Origin of the sequence: Streptomyces sp. NPDC059900, assembly GCF_050270335.1 — a bacterium.
Taxonomy (GTDB): domain Bacteria; phylum Actinomycetota; class Actinomycetes; order Streptomycetales; family Streptomycetaceae; genus Streptomyces.
This window is the reverse complement of sequence record NZ_JBNNJZ010000112.1, coordinates 1-19,568: the sequence shown is the minus strand read 5'-3', so window position 1 is coordinate 19,568 and position 19,568 is coordinate 1. Positions and strand designations below refer to the sequence as shown.

The 19,568-nt window shown below is 70.4% G+C and carries 18 protein-coding genes; 6 read left to right on the top strand and 12 right to left on the bottom strand.

What is annotated here, in order from left to right; genetic code table 11:
• The first annotated feature begins 28 nt into the window (after nucleotides 1–28).
• Complete coding sequence (locus ACQKIP_RS17735; protein WP_365859832.1) at nucleotides 29–1,534, top strand: MFS transporter; 1,506 nt, start codon at nucleotides 29–31, stop codon at nucleotides 1,532–1,534.
• 34 nt (nucleotides 1,535–1,568) lie between these two features.
• Here the strand turns inward: ACQKIP_RS17735 and ACQKIP_RS17730 are convergent, their stop codons facing one another.
• The 3 genes from ACQKIP_RS17730 to ACQKIP_RS17720 form a co-directional block, all read right to left on the bottom strand.
• A complete protein-coding gene (locus ACQKIP_RS17730) occupies nucleotides 1,569–2,234 on the bottom strand; it encodes a response regulator transcription factor (RefSeq protein WP_365859833.1) in 666 nt (221 codons plus the stop codon).
• On the bottom strand, nucleotides 2,231–3,487 hold the full coding sequence (locus ACQKIP_RS17725) for a sensor histidine kinase (RefSeq protein ID WP_365859834.1): 1,257 nt from the start codon (nucleotides 3,485–3,487) through the stop codon (nucleotides 2,231–2,233). Before ACQKIP_RS17725 ends, ACQKIP_RS17730 begins: the two co-directional genes overlap by 4 nt.
• 151 nt (nucleotides 3,488–3,638) lie before the next feature.
• Nucleotides 3,639–4,337: a TetR/AcrR family transcriptional regulator gene (locus ACQKIP_RS17720; RefSeq protein WP_365859835.1), complete on the bottom strand. Its 699-nt coding sequence runs from the start codon at nucleotides 4,335–4,337 to the stop codon at nucleotides 3,639–3,641.
• A gap of 174 nt (nucleotides 4,338–4,511) precedes the next feature.
• Here ACQKIP_RS17720 and ACQKIP_RS17715 point away from each other — a divergent pair, with 174 nt between their 5' ends.
• Nucleotides 4,512–5,027 (top strand): nitroreductase/quinone reductase family protein, encoded by a 516-nt coding sequence (locus ACQKIP_RS17715; protein WP_365859836.1) that lies wholly within the window; start codon nucleotides 4,512–4,514, stop codon nucleotides 5,025–5,027.
• A 46-nt stretch (nucleotides 5,028–5,073) separates the two neighbouring features.
• On the opposite strand, the gene ACQKIP_RS17710 is transcribed toward ACQKIP_RS17715, so the two are convergent.
• Nucleotides 5,074–6,285: a geranylgeranyl reductase family protein gene (locus ACQKIP_RS17710; RefSeq protein WP_365859837.1), complete on the bottom strand. Its 1,212-nt coding sequence runs from the start codon at nucleotides 6,283–6,285 to the stop codon at nucleotides 5,074–5,076.
• 135 nt (nucleotides 6,286–6,420) lie between these two features.
• Between ACQKIP_RS17710 and ACQKIP_RS17705 the strand changes: the two genes are divergently transcribed.
• Nucleotides 6,421–7,776, top strand: a complete 1,356-nt coding sequence (locus ACQKIP_RS17705; protein ID WP_365859838.1) for a dipeptidase — start codon at nucleotides 6,421–6,423, stop codon at nucleotides 7,774–7,776.
• A gap of 39 nt (nucleotides 7,777–7,815) precedes the next feature.
• On the opposite strand, the gene ACQKIP_RS17700 is transcribed toward ACQKIP_RS17705, so the two are convergent.
• On the bottom strand, nucleotides 7,816–8,859 hold the full coding sequence (locus tag ACQKIP_RS17700; protein ID WP_365859839.1) for an NUDIX hydrolase: 1,044 nt from the start codon (nucleotides 8,857–8,859) through the stop codon (nucleotides 7,816–7,818).
• A 302-nt stretch (nucleotides 8,860–9,161) separates the two neighbouring features.
• Here ACQKIP_RS17700 and ACQKIP_RS17695 point away from each other — a divergent pair, with 302 nt between their 5' ends.
• Nucleotides 9,162–9,539, top strand: a complete 378-nt coding sequence (locus ACQKIP_RS17695) for an STAS domain-containing protein (protein WP_365859840.1) — start codon at nucleotides 9,162–9,164, stop codon at nucleotides 9,537–9,539.
• A 457-nt stretch (nucleotides 9,540–9,996) separates the two neighbouring features.
• Here ACQKIP_RS17695 and ACQKIP_RS17690 read toward each other — a convergent pair whose 3' ends face one another.
• The 4 genes from ACQKIP_RS17690 to ACQKIP_RS17675 form a co-directional block, all read right to left on the bottom strand.
• A complete protein-coding gene (locus ACQKIP_RS17690; RefSeq protein WP_365859841.1) occupies nucleotides 9,997–10,254 on the bottom strand; it encodes a hypothetical protein in 258 nt (85 codons plus the stop codon).
• Between the two features lie 194 nt (nucleotides 10,255–10,448).
• Nucleotides 10,449–11,375, bottom strand: coding sequence for a carbohydrate ABC transporter permease (locus ACQKIP_RS17685; RefSeq protein WP_427743395.1), 927 nt, complete (start codon nucleotides 11,373–11,375; stop codon nucleotides 10,449–10,451).
• Complete coding sequence (locus ACQKIP_RS17680) at nucleotides 11,372–12,286, bottom strand: carbohydrate ABC transporter permease (RefSeq protein ID WP_365859843.1); 915 nt, start codon at nucleotides 12,284–12,286, stop codon at nucleotides 11,372–11,374. Before ACQKIP_RS17680 ends, ACQKIP_RS17685 begins: the two co-directional genes overlap by 4 nt.
• 20 nt (nucleotides 12,287–12,306) lie before the next feature.
• On the bottom strand, nucleotides 12,307–13,575 hold the full coding sequence (locus ACQKIP_RS17675) for an ABC transporter substrate-binding protein (protein WP_365859844.1): 1,269 nt from the start codon (nucleotides 13,573–13,575) through the stop codon (nucleotides 12,307–12,309).
• A gap of 268 nt (nucleotides 13,576–13,843) precedes the next feature.
• Here ACQKIP_RS17675 and ACQKIP_RS17670 point away from each other — a divergent pair, with 268 nt between their 5' ends.
• Nucleotides 13,844–15,931 carry an NPCBM/NEW2 domain-containing protein gene (locus ACQKIP_RS17670; protein ID WP_365859845.1) on the top strand — a complete coding sequence of 696 codons (2,088 nt, stop codon included), beginning with the start codon at nucleotides 13,844–13,846 and terminating at the stop codon, nucleotides 15,929–15,931.
• 345 nt (nucleotides 15,932–16,276) lie between these two features.
• Here ACQKIP_RS17670 and ACQKIP_RS17665 read toward each other — a convergent pair whose 3' ends face one another.
• On the bottom strand, nucleotides 16,277–17,242 hold the full coding sequence (locus ACQKIP_RS17665) for an ROK family protein (protein WP_365859846.1): 966 nt from the start codon (nucleotides 17,240–17,242) through the stop codon (nucleotides 16,277–16,279).
• 229 nt (nucleotides 17,243–17,471) lie between these two features.
• Here ACQKIP_RS17665 and ACQKIP_RS17660 point away from each other — a divergent pair, with 229 nt between their 5' ends.
• On the top strand, nucleotides 17,472–18,458 hold the full coding sequence (locus tag ACQKIP_RS17660; RefSeq protein WP_365859872.1) for a LacI family DNA-binding transcriptional regulator: 987 nt from the start codon (nucleotides 17,472–17,474) through the stop codon (nucleotides 18,456–18,458).
• Between the two features lie 21 nt (nucleotides 18,459–18,479).
• On the opposite strand, the gene ACQKIP_RS17655 is transcribed toward ACQKIP_RS17660, so the two are convergent.
• Together ACQKIP_RS17655 and ACQKIP_RS17650 are read right to left on the bottom strand one after the other, a co-directional pair.
• Nucleotides 18,480–18,638 carry a hypothetical protein gene (locus ACQKIP_RS17655; protein WP_365859847.1) on the bottom strand — a complete coding sequence of 53 codons (159 nt, stop codon included), beginning with the start codon at nucleotides 18,636–18,638 and terminating at the stop codon, nucleotides 18,480–18,482.
• A gap of 75 nt (nucleotides 18,639–18,713) precedes the next feature.
• Nucleotides 18,714–19,568: DUF6986 family protein (locus ACQKIP_RS17650; RefSeq protein WP_427743394.1), on the bottom strand; the 855-nt coding region annotated here is incomplete at its 5' end.

Genomic DNA, 19,568 nt, shown 5'->3' with positions numbered 1-19,568 from the left:
CAATGCATGTGCATGTACTGTGCTCCGCATGACTTCTCCGCTCACAGCTGTCTCCGCGTCCCCGGAGCGCTGGTCCCCGCGTCTGTGGGGCACTCTCCTCGTGCTCTGCGCCGCGATGTTCCTCGACGCACTCGACGTGTCGATGGTCGGCGTCGCCCTGCCCTCCATCGGCTCCGAACTGAACCTCTCCACCTCGACCCTGCAATGGGTCGTCAGCGGCTACATCCTCGGCTACGGCGGCCTGCTCCTCCTGGGCGGCCGGGCCGCCGACCTGCTGGGGCGGCGCCGGGTCTTCCTCATCGCGCTCGGCGTCTTCGCCCTGGCCTCACTGCTCGGCGGGTTCGTCGACTCGGGCCCGCTGCTGATCGCCAGCCGCTTCGTCAAGGGCCTGAGCGCCGCCTTCACCGCACCCGCGGGCCTGTCCATCATCACCACGACGTTCGCCGAGGGCCCGCTCCGCAACCGCGCGCTCACCATCTACACCACCTGCGCCGCCACCGGCTTCTCGATGGGCCTGGTCCTGTCCGGACTGCTCACCGAGGCCAGCTGGCGCCTGACGATGCTGCTGCCCGCGCCCATCGCCGTCGTCGCGCTGATCGCCGGACTCAAGCTGATCCCGCGCAGCGCCCGCGAGAAGAACACCGGCGGATACGACGTGCCGGGCGCCGTCACCGGCACGGCCGCGATGCTGCTGCTCGTGTTCACCGTCGTCGAGGCACCGGAAGCCGGCTGGGCATCGGCCCGCACCCTCCTGTCGTTCCTCGCCGCGGCCGTCCTGCTCGCCGTCTTCGTACGCATCGAACTGCGCACCGCCAGCCCGTTGATCCGCCTCGGCGTCCTGCGCTCGGGACCCCAACTCCGGGCGCAGATCGGCGCGATGACGTTCTTCGGAGGCTATGTCTCCTTCCAGTTCCTTGCCACGCAGTACTTCCAGACGCTGCTCGGCTGGTCGGCCCTGGAGACCGCGCTCGCCTTCCTGCCGGCGGGCGCGCTGGTCGCCCTCTCGTCCACGAAGGTCGGCTCGGTGATCGACCGGTTCGGCACACCGCGGGTCATCGTGGCGGGCTTCGTCCTGCTCGTCGCCTCGTACGCGCTGTTCCTGCGCGTCAGCCTCACCCCGTCGTACGCCTCCATGGTCCTGCCGTCCATGATCCTGCTCGGCTTCGCGTGCGCCCTGGTCTTCCCCTCGCTCAACATCCAGGCCACCAACGGCGTGGACGACGACGAGCAGGGCATGGTGTCGGGCCTCCTGAACACCTCGATCCAGGTGGGCGGCGCGATCTTCCTCGCCGTCGTCACGGCCGTGATCACCGCGTCCTCGCACGGCGGCGACGCCTCGCCGCAGGCCGTGCTCGACAGCTACCGCCCCGGCCTGCTCGTGGTCACGGCGATCGCGGTCGCCGGACTCCTGATCACCCTCACCGGGCTGCGGACACGCCGGACGCAGGAGACGATCCTGGTGGTGAAGTCCGTACAACCAGAGGCCGACGAGGAGAGTCAGGCCCACGAGGAGCGGGTGGCCGTCCGCGATTGAGGCCCGAGGTGCGGTGCGCCGCCCGGCGGGAGCGTCAGCCCAGCCAGCCGGGGCGCACCAGGCCCGACTCGTAGGCGAGGACGACCAGTTGGGCGCGGTCGCGGGCCCCGAGCTTCACCATGGTCCGGCTGACGTGGGTCTTGGCGGTCAGCGGGCTGACGACCAGGCGGCGGGCGATCTCCTCGTTCGACAGGCCGATGCCGACGAGCGCCATGACCTCCCGCTCCCGTTCGGTGAGTTCGCCCAGGGGCTCCGCGCTCGCCGGCTCCTTGGAGCGGGCCGCGAACTCGGCGATGAGGCGGCGCGTCACACCGGGCGAGAGCAGCGCGTCGCCGTGGACCACCGCGCGGACGGCGCGCAGCAGTTCCTCGGGCTCGGTGTCCTTGACCAGGAAGCCCGAGGCCCCGGAACGGATCGCCTCGAAGACGTACTCGTCCAGTTCGAAGGTGGTCAGCATGACGACCTTCACGTCGTTCAGGTCCGGTTCGCCGGTGATCGCCCGGGTCGCGGCGAGCCCGTCGAGCACCGGCATGCGGATGTCCATGAGGACCACGTCGGGGCGCAGTTCACGCACCCTGCGCACCGCTTCCTCGCCGTCCGCCGCCTCGCCCGCGACGCCGATGTCCGACTGGGCGTCGAGCAGCGCCTTGAACCCGGCCCTGACAAGGGACTGGTCGTCGGCGAGCAGTACGCGGATCACTGGTCCTCCTGAGGTGCCGTGCGGGTGGGCAGTACGGCGGTGACGCGGAATCCCCCGTCCGGGCGCGATCCCGCCTCGATCGTGCCATTGAGGGCGGCGGCGCGCTCCCGCATCCCGGCAAGGCCGTTGCCGCTGCCGCCCGCGTCGGCGCCGGTGGCGGGGCCGTCGTCGTCCACGCGCAGGGTGAGCGCCGCCGCCTCGTGGCGCACGAGCACGCGCGCGTGACGCGATCCGGAGTGGCGTACGACGTTGGTCAGGGCCTCCTGGACGATGCGGAAGGCGGCCAGGTCGACGCCGGGCGCCAGCTTCCCGCCCGAGCCCTGCGTGTCGACGTCGACGGTGAGCCCCGCGCCGGCGGCCTGCTGCACGAGCTCGGGCAGCCGGTCGAGCCCCGGGGCCGGGGCGCGGGGCGCGTCACCGGGCGTGCGGAGGGTGTCAAGGACCTGGCGGACCTCCCCCAGCGCCTCCTTGCTCGCGGCCTTGATGGTGGTCAGCGCGGTGCGGGCCTGCTCGGGGTCGGAGTCGAGCAGCGCGAGACCGACGCCCGCCTGGACGTTGATCACGGAGATGCTGTGCGCGAGGACGTCGTGCAGTTCGCGCGCCATGCGCAGCCGCTCCTCGTCGGCCCGCCGCTCGGCGGCCCGCGCGCGCTCGGCGCGCTCCTTCATCCACTGCTCACGGCGCACCCGGGCCAGCTCGGACACCGCGATGATGGCGACGACCCAGACGGCGACGACGGTTTCCTCGCCCCAGGTTCTTTCGTTGTCGCCGGCCGGCGGCAGCCACCGGTAGAGCCAGTGCGCGACCAGGAGATGCCCCGCCCACAGCATCGCGACGGCGCCCCACGCCGCACGGCGGTGCCCGGCGACGACCGCGGCGAAGCAGCCGACGGCAACGGTGACCAGGACGGGGCCGTACGCGTACCCGGCCCCGAGATAGACGAGTGCGGTCCCGGCCGTGAAGTACGCGACCGGGATCGGGTGGCGGTGGCGCAGCAGGAGCGAGAGCGTGCCCGCGAGGAGCAGCAGCCTGGCCGGGACGTCCGGCGCCAGCCGGTCGAGCTGGCCCTGCGCGGCGTACTTCGAGCCGATCTGCACGAACACGGTGATCGCCAGCGTCGTCAGCCACGGCAGCCTGCCCGCGTCCGCCGCCTCGCCCCGCTGGTGCCACCAGGGCGGGCCGTGCCGCCACACCGACGGCCCGCCCCACGGAAGGGACGGACCGCCGCGCCCGCGTTCGCGCTGCTCATCCATGACGCCAACGCTAGACCGCGGCACGACCGACGGGCGTCAGCCCGGCGTGGCGATCACGCGTACTCCCCCAGGAGTACGCCGGGGGTGCTTGCGAGGACGCTCCCCGCCGTGTCGGACGCCCGTCACCGTGCCGACGGCCGGCGCGGGCGGCTCACTTCTGCTCCAACAGCCCGACGCTGTGGGCGAGTTGTGCGGCAGCGTACGAGAAGAACGTCGGGCGGTCCTCGACGACGCGGGTGAACTGCCCGAACACCTCGAAGCCCACGAGCCCGAAGAGCTGGGCCCACGCCGCGACCAGCGCCATGTTCACCGCGGGCGGCAGATCGGGGGCGAGGTCCGCGGTGAGGCGCTCGGCCTCGGGGCGCAGACTCTCCGGCAGCGGCTGCACGGCGACACCGCGCCCTTGATGGGCCTCGCGCACGATCCCGACGAGCAGCAGCCCGACGCGGGTGGCGGCCTGGACCGTGCTCTCGGGCGCGCTGTAGCCCGGCACGGGCGAGCCGTAGATGAGGGCGTACTCGTGGGGATGGCCGAGCGCCCAGGACCGCACCGCCTCGCAGGCGACCGTCCAGCGCCGCACGGGGTCGGCCGACGCGACCTCGGCGTGCGCCTCCTCGGCGGCGGCGCCGAGGGAGTCGTAGGCGTCGATGATGAGCGCGGTCAGGAGGTCGTCGCGGCTGGGGAAGTAGCGGTAGAGGGCGGAGGACACCATGCCGAGCTCGCGGGCGACGGCGCGCAGCGAGAGCTTGGCGGCGCCGTCGGCGGCCAGCTGTCTGCGGGCCTCGTCCTTGATGGCGGCCGTGACTTCGACTCGGGCGCGGGCCCTGGCCCCGCTGGTGGCACTGCTCATACAGGCAGTGTGCCATGCGTTCGGAGCAGTGCGCCGAAACGGGAGCAGCGCACCGAAGAGAGAGCGCCGAACACTTTCGAGAGCACTGCTCTTGCAATGGGGCACCGCTCTCGTGCACACTGCTCTTAAGCGAGAGCAGTGCTCTCGAAAGCCCTCCAGACCCTGGCGGTCACCATGTCTTCGTCGTCCTCGTCGTCTGCGCCCTCCCTCAACGGCGCCACCACTGACCCCACCACTGCCCCCACCGCTCCCCACTACCTCCAGGCCGGCCCCCTGGCCCTGCGGTTCAACAGCGTCATCGGCTGGCTGGCGCGGCGCGGCATCAGCCTCGCGGGATCGGCCGAGCTCTCCGTACGGGGGCGCAAGAGCGGCCAGATGCAGCGCGTGCCGGTCAACCCGTTCACGTACGAAGGCACTCAGTACCTGATCTCGGCCCGCGGGCACTCGCAGTGGGTGCGCAACATGCGCGTGGCGGGCGGCGGCGAGCTGCGGGTGGGGCGGAAGGTCCGCCCGTTCACCGTCGAGGAGATCCCGGACGCCGAGAAGCTGCCGCTGCTGCGCGGCTATCTGGAGAAGTGGGGCTGGGAGGTCAACCAGTACTTCAAGGGCGTCACCGCCAAGTCCACGGACGCGGAGATCGAGGCGGCCGCGGGCGACCACCCCGTCTTCCGCGTCACCGTCACCAAGTGACGCCGCCCGGAAGCAGCGGGACCACCGGCAGGAACCACCGGCGGAACTACCGGTCGAACGCGTTCAGCGCCCGTCCCGCCAGCGGATGGCTCCGCACCAGCTCGCCCAGCGTCGTCGAACCACGGGTGATCCTCGCGAACGCGTTCCACGCGGGCCTGAACCCGGTGATCGCCGCGTGCAGCGCGCCGGGACGGCGCTCGAAGACGGCGAGCATGCGCTTGCCGACACTCATCTCGACGCCGAGGCCCGCCTTGACGGCGAAGGCGTAGTTCAGGGCCTGGCGGCGGGCGTCGACCGCGTCGTGCGCCTCGCCGATCCGCACCGCCCACTCCCCCGCGAGCCGCCCCGAGCGCAGCGCGAAGGAGATGCCCTCGCGGGTCCACGGCTCGAGAAGCCCCGCGGCGTCACCGCACACCACGACCCGGCCGCGCGAGAGCGGCGAGTCGTCGCTGCGGCAGCGCGTCAGATGGCCGGAGGAGATGCTCGGCTCGAAGCCCGCGAGGCCGAGCCGGCCGATGAAGTCCTCCAAATACCGCTTGGTGGCCGCGCCTTCTCCGCGCGCGGAGATGACGCCGACGGTGAGGGTGTCGCCCTTGGGGAACACCCAGCCGTAACTGCCCGGCATCGGGCCCCAGTCGATGAGCACCCGGCCCGCCCAGTCCTCGGCGACGCTCTGCGGCACCGGGATCTCGGCCTCCAGGCCGAGGTCCACCTGGTCAAGCTTCACGCCGACGTGTGCCCCTATGCGGCTGGCGCTTCCGTCGGCCCCGACGACCGCACGGGCCAGGACCGTCTCACCGCCTTGCAGGACCACGGCGACCGTGCGCCGGTCGGGCACCGCGGAGCCGTGCTGCTCCACGCGCGCGACGGTGACGCCGGTGCGCACCTCGGCGCCCGCCTTCTGCGCGTGCTCCACCAGCTGCTGGTCGAACTCGGGGCGGTTGATGAGCCCGAAGAGCATCTGCTTCGAGCGGCGGGTGCGGGAGAACTTGCCGTCCAGGGAGAACGTCACCGCGTGCACCCGGTCCCTGAAGGGCAGTTCGAACCCCGGCGGGAGCGCGTCGCGCGAGGGGCCGATGATGCCGCCGCCGCACGTTTTGTACCGGGGCAGTTCCGCTTTCTCCAGGACGAGGACACTGCGTCCCGCGACGGCCGCCGCATAGGCCGCGGACGCCCCCGCGGGCCCTGCTCCCACCACGACGACGTCCCACACGTACTGCGCGTCGTCCGCCGAGTCCGCTGAGTTCTCGCTGCTCACGTTGGTCTACCGCTCCCGATCCAGCTGTTGGCCGCGCTTTCCAAGGCATCCTACGGCGGGCACCTCGGGCACCCTCCTGTGGGAGGATCACTACACCCACTTACGTACAACGTCGCACCTGCGAGGAGCGTGCCCATGTCGCCGGATCCGATCGCCGAGACCGTCGCCTCACTCATGCCGAAGGCGAAGGCGGAGCTCACCGAACTGGTGGCCTTCAAGTCGGTGGCGGACTTCGACCAGTTCCCCAGGAGCGAGAGCGAGGCCGCCGCGAACTGGGTGGCGGACGCGCTGCGCGCCGAGGGTTTCCAGGACGTGGCCCTGCTCGACACCCCGGACGGCACTCAGTCGGTGTACGGCCTGCTTCCGGGCCCCGAGGGCGCTCCCACCGTGCTCCTCTACGCCCACTACGACGTGCAGCCGCCGCTGGACGAGGAGGCGTGGACCACCCCGCCGTTCGAGCTGACGGAGCGAGACGGCCGCTGGTACGGCCGGGGCAGCGCCGACTGCAAGGGCGGCGTCCTGATGCACCTGCTCGCGCTGCGCGCCCTGAAGGCGAACGGGGGCGTTCCGGTGAGCGTCAAGGTGATCGCCGAGGGTTCCGAGGAGCAGGGCACGGGCGGTCTGGAGCGGTATGCGGAGGAGCACCCCGACCTCCTCACGGCCGACACGATCGTCATCGGCGACGCGGGCAACTTCCGCGTCGGCCTGCCGACGGTCACCGCCACCCTGCGCGGCATGACTCTCGTACGCGTGCGTATCGACACCCTTGAGGGCAATCTGCACTCGGGACAGTTCGGCGGCGCGGCCCCGGACGCGCTCGCCGCGCTGGTGCGGGTCCTGGACTCGCTGCGCGCCGAGGACGGCTCGACGACGGTCGACGGACTGACCGGCGACGAGGTGTGGGACGGGCTTCAGTACGAAGAGGACGACTTCCGCAGGGACGCCAAGGTCCTGGAGGGTGTGCGCCTGGTCGGCAGGGGCACGGTCGCCGACCGCATCTGGGCGCGCCCCGCGGTCACGGTGCTCGGCATCGACTGCCCGCCGGTGGTCGGCGCGACGCCGTCCGTGCAGGCAGGCGCACGGGCGCTGATCAGCCTGCGGGTGCCGCCGGGCGTGGACGCGGCCGAGGCCACCAAGCTCCTCCAGGCGCACCTGGAGGCACACACCCCGTGGGGCGCGCAGGTGACCACCGAGCAGATCGGGCAGGGCCAGCCGTTCCGCGCGGACACCACGAGCCCGGCGTACGCGGCGATGGCGGCGGCGATGGGCGAGGCCTACCCCGGCGAGGAGATGCAGTACGCGGGGCAGGGCGGCTCGATCCCGCTGTGCAACACCCTCGCCGCGCTCTACCCCCGTGCCGAGATCCTGCTGATCGGCCTGAGCGAGCCCGAGGCGCAGATCCACGCGGTGGACGAGAGCGTGTCGCCGCAGGAGCTCGAGCGCCTCTCGGTCGCCGAGGCGCTGTTCCTCCAGAAGTACGCGGCAAGCTGAGCCGCCGGGCGGGCGGGGGCCGTGTGACGCCCCCGCCGGTCACCGGCAGCCGACGGGGACTCCCGCCTCCAGGTACAGGGCGATCCCGCTCTCCCGCGCGCGCAGGGCCCAGCGCAGCCGTTCGTAGCGCACGGAGGGCAGCAGGGTGGCCGCTTCCTCCTCGGTGACGAAGCGGCAGTCACGGAGTTCGGGTCCCGGCAGGAGCATCTGCCGCGCCTGGCCGCCGTCGAGGCTCCCGCCGTCGAAGAGGAACCGCATCCCTCCGTAGCCGGGCGGTGCGGGCGGCTCCCAGTCGGCGACCAGGAGCCGGGGGGCGTCGGTGAGTTGGATGCCGGTCTCCTCGGCCACTTCCCGCATGCCCGCGCGCGCGGGCGCCTCGCCGGGTTCGACGACGCCGCCGGGGAACTCCCAGCCGGCCTTGTAGGTCGGGTCGACGAGCAGCACCCGGCCCCGCTCGTCGAAGAGCAGCACCCCGGCAGCGAGCGTCTCCGCGGTGGGCTCGGGGGTCTGCACGATGTCGCAGACGGTCGCGTCCCCGGTGCGTACGGCATCTGCGATGCGTTCGGCGGTCCGGCCGGGGGTGAGCGCTCCGGTGTCGATACGGTGCGCGTCGCTGCCGAGCCAGCCCGCGAGCGCGACGCGGTACGGCTCGATGTGGTCGAACGACCACTGCCGCACACGCCTCTCGCCGTCCGGCAGGTCCGGGAGGGAGCGTGCGGATATCCGTTCGCGCAGGATCGTTTCGTCCGGGGCCAGGACCACGTGCCGTACGGCGATCCTGCGCGAGGCGAGGCCGCCGAAGATCTCGTCGCGGTAGTCCTGCCGCAACAGGGTCATGGGCACCACCAGGACGCCGCCGAGTTCGGCGAGCAGTGCCGCCGCGGTGTCCACGACGAGCCGCCGCCAGATCGGCAGATCCTGGTAGTCGCTCACCTCGGCGAGGTGCTTGGGCGGCAGCAGGTCGGGCAGTCCGCGGCCGATGATCTCGGGGTCGAAGAGTGTGCTGTTCGGGATCAGTTCGATCAGTTCCCGTGCGGCGCTGGTCTTGCCCGCACCGAACGCACCGTTGATCCAGACGATCACGGTTCCCCCTCTTCCGTCGGCCCCCTGTGGCTTGCCCGCAACACCCTGCCACGGAAACCAGGGCCTGATGAGGCGGGCACTATCAGGACCAAAAGGCGTCACAACATGTCAAGCGATTCGCCGCCACTTCACTCCATCGAGTGGCAGTCACCCTGCATGAATCGTTCCCTCACTCCAGCGCCCGCCCGACCCCGCTAGCGTGATCCGCCAGGCGCCCCAGCCCCTGGTGACCTCCTGAATCCGGCTCTTCCGATGCACCCCGCTGCCGCGAGGATCCGGCCGACGTCGACACTGGGGGACACGTGCAGCTCGACGCACTGAACGAATTCGCCTTCGAGGAATCCGACCAGCAGCCCCGCGTGTACGGCCACAACGGCGCCGTCGTCGTCGAACTGCACGGCGAGATCGACCTGCTGGCCTACCAGCGGATGGCCCCGCTCATGGACCCGATCACCGGCGGCACCGCCACGACCGTGGTCATCGATCTGACCCGGACCACGTTCTTCGACTGCTCCGGCCTGGCCCTGCTGGTCCGCGCGCACCGCCGTACGACGGAACGAGGCGCCCGCCTCTCCGTGGTCTGCACCCACCGCCTGACGCTGCGCATCCTGCGTCTCACGGGCCTGACTCCCACGCTGTTGCCCGTCGCGACGCTGGAGAAGGCGCTGGAAGACGACTGAGCGGGGTGGCGCATGGTGCTGCGGGGTCCGGGCAGCACCTTGAGCCTGCCCCGCACGGGTCGCCGCCGCGAGTGTGCGCGCCGGGTGCATATATGCACTCCGTTCACACCCCGTGTGAACCATTCACGCCCTGCCACGCCCGGGACAACGATTGACCGGACGGCTGCTCCATCTGGTCCGGGTGTAGGCGTGGAAGTGGTCGCCGTCATGGCCCTGCTCAAGGGTGCAGTGAAGGACGTCACCGGGCCTCTCGTCCCAGCACAGACCGGGAATCTCACGTACGTACTTCGGGGCTTTCATGCCAGGTGCTCCGTCTGCCGGGGGTTGTCGGTGGCCACGCCCGACAATCTCAACCCCGCTGGTCACAGCGGGATACGACAGCCCGTGACACGGAACGGGTCATGCGGACGGCCGCCGCCCGATCAGGAAGCGGCATCCCGTCGCCGGAGCGGGGCCCTCACGCCGACTCATCGGCCACGCGCCGGACCGCGGCGCCCGCCAGCGCGTCCCACCTGCGGCGCAGCAGCCCCATGGCCTGACACGGCCCTGCGTCCACGTTCCGGCAGACGCCGCAGTCGACTTGGTGGCGGGCCCACGCCTCGTAGGCCTCCTGGACCGGCGAGAGGCGACGAGGCGCGGCGAGCGCGGGCCGTACGGCGCGGGATGGTGGATTCGCAGGCTCGTGCACGTCGACGCCCTTCCCGGCGTTGGCCATGCCCCCGGTCCTTGTCACCGGTGAATACCGCTGGCGTCGGAGTGCTCGGGCGTCCGACGCCAGCGGCGACCCGGGGGCGGTCGGTCGGCGGAGCCGACCTTGCACTAGACGCTTCCGTGTCGCGGGTCGTTTTGGATGCACCTGCCGGCCGGATATTACGGAGACCGGGCGCCCCGGGCCTGCGGGGCCGGCCCTCACCCCTTGCTCGACCCGAGCGTCAGGCCCGCGATGAAGTGCCGTTGCAGGAGCAGGAAGACCAGGACCGTGGGCAGGGCCACCAGGACCGAGCCCGCGGCCAGGAGGTTGTAGTCGGTGAAGAACTGGCCGCGCAGGTGGTTCAGGGACGAAGTGATCGGGAGTTTGTCGGGGTCGGAGATGAAGATGAGGGCCCAGAGGAAGTCGTTGTAGATCCAGGTGAACTCCAGCGTGCCCAGGGCAGCGAGAGCGGGGCGGCACAGCGGCAGGGTGATGCGCCAGAACTGGGTCCATACGCCCGCGCCGTCCACGATCGCCGCCTCCAGGATTTCCTGCGGCAGCGTCCGCATGAAATTGGCGAGCACGAAGACACAGAATCCGACCTGGAAGCCCACATTGACGATGATGATCGCCCAGTACGAGTCGTACAGGGTCAGCGAGTCGGACATCCACCACGGCAGGGGGATCTTCAAGAAGAGGACGTAGAGAGGGGTGACGAGCACCTGCGGCGGGAGCAGATTTCCCGCCGTGAAGAGCATCAGCAGGACCATTCCCCCGCGGATCCGCAGACGGGACACCGCGAATGCCACGAACGCCGCGAGGAACAGCGTGACGAGGACCGCGGGCACCGCGATGAGCAGGGTGTTGGTGAAGTACTTGCCCATGCCGGAATCGCTGTAGGCCTGGCGGTAGTAGTCGAACGACAGGCGCTCGGGGAACGAGAAATAGCCGTGCTGCGCCGTTTCCTCGTACGGGCGCAGAGAGGCGTAGACCGCGAGGAGAAGTGGCGCGAGGAAGGCCAGGGTCACCGCCGTCAGGAAGATGTGCACGCCGAAACGGCCGGGGCGGCGGGTTCGGCCCGCGGGTTTTCCGCCGGGCGGCGCGGGGGTGGCGGAGCGCGGCGTGGTGCGGATGTCGGCGGTCATCTCTCGCGTTCACCTCGCAGCTCTTGGACCAGGAACGTCACGATGAATCCGAGCGAGACGCTCAGGAGTACGACCGCGATGGCGGAGCCGAATCCGATGCGGCTCGCCTCGCCGATGATGTTGTCGGTGATGAGCACGGAGAGCAGTTCGAGGCCGTTGCGGCCCTTGTTGACCGCGTAGACGATGTCGAAGGCGCGCAGAGCCTCGATGACCGTGATGACGCCGACGATGACATTGACCGGTCGCAGGGTCGGGAAGACGACGCGGAAGAATGTCTGGCGGGCGTTCGCGCCGTCTATCTCCGCGGCCTCTTTCAGGGCGGGGTCCACGGATTTCAGCCCGGCCAGATAGAGGATCATGACGTAGCCGGTATGCCGCCAGCTCGCGGCCAGCATCATCATCCAGATGTTGATGTCGGAGTTCCCCAGCCAGTCGATCGGGTCGTCCTGGTTGTTCAGGATGGTGTTGACCACCCCCTGGTCGGTGCCGAGGATCAGCTGGGCCATGAAGCCGACCACGGCGAGCGAGAGCACCACCGGCATGTAGAGCACGGACTGGTAGAAGCGGCTGAAGCGGACGCCACGGTCGATGACCACCGCGAGGAGAAGCCCGAACGGCGTGGCCACCAGGCCGAGGAACGCGATCCACAGCAGGTTGTGGCGGACGGCTGGCCAGAAAGCCGGGTAATTGCCGACCAGGCTCTCGTAGTTCTTTCCGCCCACCCACTGGATGTCGCCGATGCCGTCCCAGGAGGTGAAGGACAGGCCGACGGAGGCCAGGGTCGGGCCCCAGATGATGAAGATGTCCAGCAGTACGGGAATTCCAAGGAGCACGCCGAGCACGGCGGTGTCACGGCGGGTGAATCGCCGTGGTCCCCGCCGTCCGGCGCGCCGCGCGGTTTTCTGCGGCACGGAACGCTGTCCCCCCGGTCTCAGCCGACGTCCGACGAGAAGATGTCCTTCTTCTGGCGCTCGATGCTGTTGACCAGGCCGTCGACGTCATCGGGATGGGCGATGAAATCCTGCAGCGCCTTGATCATGACGGTCTGCGCGAAGTCGGGGCGGGTGTCCCGGTCGAGGAACTGCGATATCTGCTTGGCCCCGGAGACGAGTTGGGCCGACTTCTTCTGCAGCGGGCTGTACTTGCTGGTGTCGGCGCCGTCGTTGACCGCGACGTTGTTGGGGTCGCCGGCCAGGTAGATGTCCTCGGCCTTCGGTGTGCCGAGCCATTTCAGGAGTTCCTTGGCGCCGTCGAGGTTCTTCGACTTCTTCGCCACCAGGAATCCGTCGATCGGCGCTTCCACTGCGTCCTGCCCGTACGCCGGATCGATCTCGGGGAAGGCGAAGAAGTCGATGTCGTCACGTTCGTCCGCCGGGAACTGCTGGCCGGGGTGCGGCATCCCCAGGACGGCCATGCTGGTCTTGCGCTTCTGCAGCCCCTGGCCCGCCTCTTCCCAGGTACGGCCGAGCGCGCCCTTCTGGTAGTACGGCATGAGTTCGCGCCACAGGTCGAAGACCTTCTTGACCTTGGTGTCGGTCCAGGCTTCCTCGCCGGCCATCAGGCTCTTGTGGAACTCGTATCCGTTGAGACGCATGTTGATGTAGTCGAAGGTGCCCATGGCGGGCCAGCCGTCCTTGTCGCAGAAGGCGACCGGAATGCCGTCCTTGCGCATCTTCTTGGCGAGCGCGATGAACTCGTCCCACGTCCTGGCCTGCTCATAGCCCTGTTTCTCGAAGAGGCTCTTGCGGTGGAAAACGGCCCACGGGTAGTAGTAATACGGCACGAAGTACTGCTTGCCCTCGTGCGTGGACTGCTCCCGCAGCGCGTTCGAGAAGCCCTTGAAGTTCTTCCACACGTCGCTGATCTCGATCAGCAGGCCCTTCTCCGCGAAGTACTGCATGCGGTATCCCGCGAACCACATGAAGACGTCGTCAGGGGTGCCCTGGAGATAGCGCGTGATGTTCTGCTGGAACTCGTTGTGCTCTGTCGTGTTGACCTTGACGGTCTTCCCGGACTTCTTCTCGTAGGCGTCGAAGGCGGCGGCGAACGCCTTCTTCGGGACCGCGTCCGAGGAATTGGAGCCCATCGTGACTTCGTCCTTGTTGCCGCCCGGTCCGTCGCCGCAGGCCGTGAGCAGGGCCGGAAGGGTGACCGCACCGGCTCCGGCGGCCGCACCACGCAGGACATTCCGCCGTGACATCCGATGTCCTGACATGCTTCGGGGCGTGGCAGGACCCATGAACGATGACTGTGCCATGTCCCCCTCCTCGGGGTGCAAACGAACACAACCGAACGCGAGGGTTGCGATCACACTCCCAAGTGCCATGTCAGTCAAGGGGTTTGGCGTTCGATTGCTCGAACCGTTACGGCCCCTCTTCCAACAGAGTCCAACACGGCCTAACGTAAGCGCGCACTTCTGACACGTACATGCAGCCCCACAACTTCTGCGAGTACGGAGGAATGTAACGATGCGTCATATCTCAGCCCTCACCACGCGTCGAAGAGTCGTCGGATCGCTCGCCGCCGTACTGCTGTGCGCGGCGGGGCTCGCCGCGCCGGCGGCGACGGCACGCGACACGGACGGCGCGCGCGAAACGGGCGGCGCCAGCGACACGCGTGACCGGAGCGCCGCCGAGGCACGGCCCTCCGCCGCGAAGGCGAAGCTCCCCGGAGACCTCGCCCGCACCCCGCCCATGGGTTTCAACAACTGGAACTCCACCCACTGCAGGGCCGAGTTCGACGAAGCGATGGTCAAGGGGATCGCGGACCTCTTCGTCGAGAAAGGCCTCAAGGACGCCGGCTACCAGTACGTCAATCTCGACGACTGCTGGGCACTGCCCCAGCGGGACGCGAACGGCAAGCTCGTGCCCGACCCCAAGCGATTCCCCAATGGAATCAAGGGAGTTGCCGACTACGTACACGGCAAGGGCCTGAAGCTCGGCATCTACACCAGCGCCGGCACCAAGACCTGCAGCGACATCGGCTTCCCCGGTGCGCTCGGCCATGAGGTCAGCGACGCACGGCAGTTCGCCGACTGGGGCGTCGACTACCTCAAGTACGACAACTGCAACAACCAGGGCGTCGACGCCAAGCAGCGGTACATCGCGATGCGTGACGCGCTCAAGGCTACCGGCCGCCCCATCGTCTACAGCATCTGCGAATGGGGCGAGAACAAACCCTGGGAGTGGGCGGCCGACGTAGGCCATCTGTGGCGCACCACCGGCGACATCAGCGACAACTGGAGCTCGATGCTGTCGATCATGAAGCAGAATCTCCCGCTCGCCGAGCACGCGGGGCCGGGCCGCTGGAACGACCCGGACATGCTGGAGGTCGGCAACGGCGGCATGACGGACACCGAGTACCGCACGCACTTCTCGATGTGGTCCATCATGGCCTCGCCGCTGCTCATCGGCTCCGACCTGCGCAAGGCCACGCCCGAGACCTTCGAGATCATCGGCAACAAGGAAGTCATCGCCGTCGACCAGGATCCGCTGGGCAAGCAGGGCAAGGTGCTGTCCTCGGACGGCGGCCGCTGGGTCGTCGCCAAGGAGATGCAGGACGGCAGCCGGACGGTCGCCCTCTTCAACGAGACGGGCACCGCCCAGTCGATCGCCACCACCGCCGGGGCCGTCGGGCTCCCGGACGCCGACGGCTACGCGCTGCGGGACCTGTGGCAGCACAAGAGCTACAACACGGCGGGCCGGATCGCGGCGACCGTCCCCGCGCACGGCACCGTACTGCTGCGCGTCGCGGCGGACGGCACCTGGGGCAAGAACCCGCCGGCCGTCGAACTGGGCCTCGGCGGTGACCCGTTGGTGGAGGCGGGCCAGGCGAAGAAGCTGACGTCCCGGGTCACCAACCTCGGCCGCACCTCCGCGCAGCAGGTGTCCGCCACCTTCAGCGGCCCCTCCGGCTGGCGGATCAGGGCGACCTCGCCCTCGACCGCGGGCTCCCTGCGTACGGGCGCGTCGCTGAGCACGTCGTGGACGGTGACCGCACCGCGGGGCACGGCGCCGGGAGCGTACGACCTGACGCTCAAGGCCGCCTACCGCTCCCCCGGCGGCGCCCGTGCCGCGCGCGTGCTGCCGCTGACGGCCCATGTGGTCGTGGCGCCGCCCGCGGGCGACTCGGCGGTCAGTGACCTGCCGTGGATGTCGGCGGTCAACGGCTGGGGTCCCGTCGAGAAGGACACCAGCAACGGCGAGGAGGCGGCGGGCGACGGCAAGCCGCTCACCATCGGCGGGGCCGTCTTCGCCAAGGGGCTCGGGGTGCACGCGGCGAGCGCCGTCGAGTACTACACCGGCGGGGCCTGCGAGAAGGTCGCCGCGCAGGTGGGCGTCGACGACGAGAAGGGCGCCAAGGGCACGGTCACCTTCGAGATCTGGGCGGACGGCAAGAAGGCCGCGTCGACCGGCGTCCTGACCAACGCCGACACCGCGCGGGGCCTCACGGCCGACGTGTCCGGAGCGCAGGTCGTACGTCTCGTCGTCACGGACGGCGGCGACGGCAGGGACTCCGACCATGCGGACTGGGCGGGGCCTGTGCTCAGCTGCTGAACCGCACGGATCCCCGACTGCGGGCCGGCCCGCGCAACTCCGCCCCGGCCCGCAGCCCGGGAGCCGCCCACGCACACCCCCGGCAACCGACACCCCACAACAGGAAGCAGCCCCCGACCGCCCGGCCCTCAACCCTGAACGCACCCGGCCCCCACGCCCCACCGAGCCGCACGGCGGCCACTCCCCGGCCGCACACCCCGCAGCAATCAACTCCCCCAGCCGACCGCAGACCCCCAACCACCCGGCCACCACCGAGCCGTACGCGTCAACGCCCGCAAGCCGAGGCAGCACACCCCGGCCCGCAGCCAAGAGCCGCACAGCCCCCGGGCCGGACGGCCGAAGGGATCAGCTGCCCACGGCAGGGCGCAGGGCCACGGTCCTCTCCTCCTGGCTGAGTGCGGCCGCCGCGGCACCCACCAACCCCGCGTCCGTCCCCATCAGCGCCGGGGCCACGGTCAGGTGGCGTACGAACGAGAGCGTGGCGTAGTCCTCGAGGGCGCGGCGCAGCGGGTCGAAGAGTACGTCGCCCGCCTTCGCCACCCCGCCCCCGATCACCGCGATGTCGATCTCGACGAGCGTCGCCGTGGCCGCGATCCCGGCGGCGAGTGCCTGCGCCGCCCGTTCGAAGGAGGCGACGGCGACCGGATCGCCGGCCCGTGCGGCGAGGGCCACCGCGGCGGCGGACGTGTCGCCGTCGGCCCCAGGCTGCCATCCGCCCTCCACGGCGCGCCGCGCGATGTTCGGCCCGCTCGCTATGCGCTCCACGCACCCGCGCGCGCCGCACGGGCACGCGTCGCCGTCCAGGTCGACGCTGATGTGCCCGATGTGCCCCGCGTTACCGGTGGGGCCGGGGTGCAGCTTGCCCCCGAGGATCAGGCCGCCGCCGACCCCGGTGGACACCACCATGCACAGCGCGTTGTCGTGCCCGCGCGCCGCGCCCTGCCAGTGCTCGGCGGCCGTCATCGCCACGCCGTCCCCGACGAGTTCGACCGGACGGCCGCCGGCCGCCGCGCGCACCCGCTCGACCAGCGGGTAGCCGCGCCAGCCGGGTACGTTGACCGGGCTGACCGTCCCCGCAGACGCGTCCACGGGCCCCGCGCTGCCGATGCCGACCGCGCGCGCCCTGCCCCACAGCGGGGAGTGCGTGAGCTCGCCGATGACCTCTTCGACCGCCCGCATCACGGTGTCGCCGTCCTCGCGCGCCGGCGTGGGCCGCTGGGCACGCAGCAGGATCCGGCCGCGGCCGTCCACCAGCGCGCCGGCGATCTTGGTGCCGCCGATGTCGAGTGCGGCGACGAGGTCCGTGTGCATCAGTGTCAGATCTCCTGGTGAATGGGCAGGCCGCCCTTTTGGTGAAAGGGCAGGCCGGAGAATGCGATGGACAGTCTCTCTTGCATCTGACAACGTTGTCCAGGTTCTATGCTCGACGCCACATCACTTACGCACCACTTTCAGCTCATCATCGTCGACGACAGGACAGCGCACCGTGGCCGAGACCACCAGCCGACGCCCCGAACCCCGCTACGGCAACCGTCCGACCATGAAGGACGTCGCCGCCCGCGCCGGAGTCGGCCTCAAGACGGTCTCCCGCGTCGTCAACGGCGAGCCGGGCGTCACCCCGGACACCGAGCGCCGCGTCCAGGAGGCCATCGACGCCCTGGGCTTCCGCCGCAACGACAGCGCGCGGGTCCTGCGCAAGGGCCGCACCGCCAGCATCGGCCTGGTGCTCGAAGACCTCGCCGACCCCTTCTACGGCCCGCTCAGCCGCGCCGTGGAGGAAGTGGCCCGTGCCCACGGCGCCCTCCTTATCAACGGTTCGAGCGCCGAGGACCCGGACCGCGAGCAGGAGTTGGTGCTCGCGCTGTGCGCACGCCGGGTCGACGGCCTCGTCGTCATCCCGGCCGGTGACGACCACCGCTATCTGGAGCCGGAGATCGCCGCCGGTGTCGCCACCGTCTTCGTCGACCGTCCCGCCGGGAAGATCGACGCCGATGTGGTGCTCTCCGACAGCTTCGGCGGGGCGCGCGACGGCGTCGCCCATCTCATCGCCCACGGCCACCGCCGCATCGGCTTCATCGGCGACCAGCCGCGCATCCACACCGCCATAGAGCGGCTGCGCGGCTACCGCGCGGCCATGGAGGACGCCGGCATCCCCGTCGAGGAGGAGTGGATGTCGCTGGGCGCGACCGACCCGGACCGCGTCGAGCAGGCCACCAAGACCATGCTGAGCGGCCCGGACCCCGTCACGGCGATCTTCGCGGGCAACAACCGTGTGACGGTGACGGTGGTCCGCGTGCTGGCCGGGCACCCGCACCCCGTGGCCTTCGTCGGCTTCGACGACATCGAGCTCGCCGACCTGCTGCAGCCGGGCGTGACGGTCGTCGCGCAGGACGCCGCCCAACTGGGCAGGACCGCCGCCGAGCGCTTGTTCCGCCAGCTCGACGGCGCGTCCGGAGCCCCGGAGCGGATCGAACTCCCGACACGTCTCATCGAGCGCGGCTCGGGCGAACTGCCGCCCTCGGGATGACGATTGACGGGACGTCAGTGCTCAGCAGACCGGGAGGCCGGGCAGCGGTTCGTCGTTGTCTCCGCCCTTGATGTAGACGTCGCTGATGAAGACGTCCCTGTTGCCGCTGTCGTCGTCCGTCTTGGCCCACCAGACGTTCGTCCACTCACCGCCCGTCTGTTCCTGATCCCCCGAAATCACCGCTGCCCCGTTCCTGTGCCACCACTTTCCGTGACGGACAGACTACGGGGCAGGGGTGACAGCGGGTGCCGGAAGTTACTTGGCGGACGGCGTGAGGTCGCCGCGGCGCGGGCCCGAGAAGTGCTGCAGGCGGGCCAGCGTCAGGCCGGTGAGGCGGGTGACCTCGCCGGCGTCGAGGGCGCCGCAGTCCAGGCCGCGCAGGAGGTACCCGGCGAGCGCCTTGGCCGATGCCGGCTCGTCCGCCACGTCGCCGCCCTCGCGGTGGGCGGCGTACGCGGACAGGCGCGCGGCGGCCTGCTCGAAGCCCTCGCGGTAGAAGGCGAACACGGCGGCGTAGCGCGTGGGGATGTGGCCGGGGTGCATGTCCCAGCCCTGGTAGTAGGCGCGGGCCAGGGCGCGGCGCGTAAGGCCGTAGTGCAGCCGCCAGGCGTCGTGGACCTTCTCGGTGGTGCCGACGGGCAGGACGTTCGTGGAGCCGTCCGACACGCGTACGCCGGTGCCGGCCGCCGCGACCTGCATGATCGCCTTGGCGTGGTCGGCGGCCGGGTGGTCGCTGGTCTGGTAGGCGGCGCTGACACCGAGGCAGGCGCTGTAGTCGAAGGTGCCGTAGTGCAGGCCCGTGGCACGCCCCTCGGCGGCGTCGATCATGCGGGCCACGGTGGCGGTGCCGTCGGCGGCGAGGATGGACTGGCTGGTCTCGATCTGGATCTCGAAGCCGATCCGGCCCGGCTCCAGGCCGCGCGCCTTCTCGAACTCCTCCAGGAGGCGCACCATCGCGGTGACCTGCTCGGGGTAGGTGACCTTGGGCAGCGTCAGGACGAGGCCTTCGGGCAGGCCGCCGGCCTCCATGAGGCCGGACAGGAAGATGTCGAGGGTGCGGATGGCACGGTCGCGCACGTTCTCCTCGACGCACTTCATGCGGATGCCCAT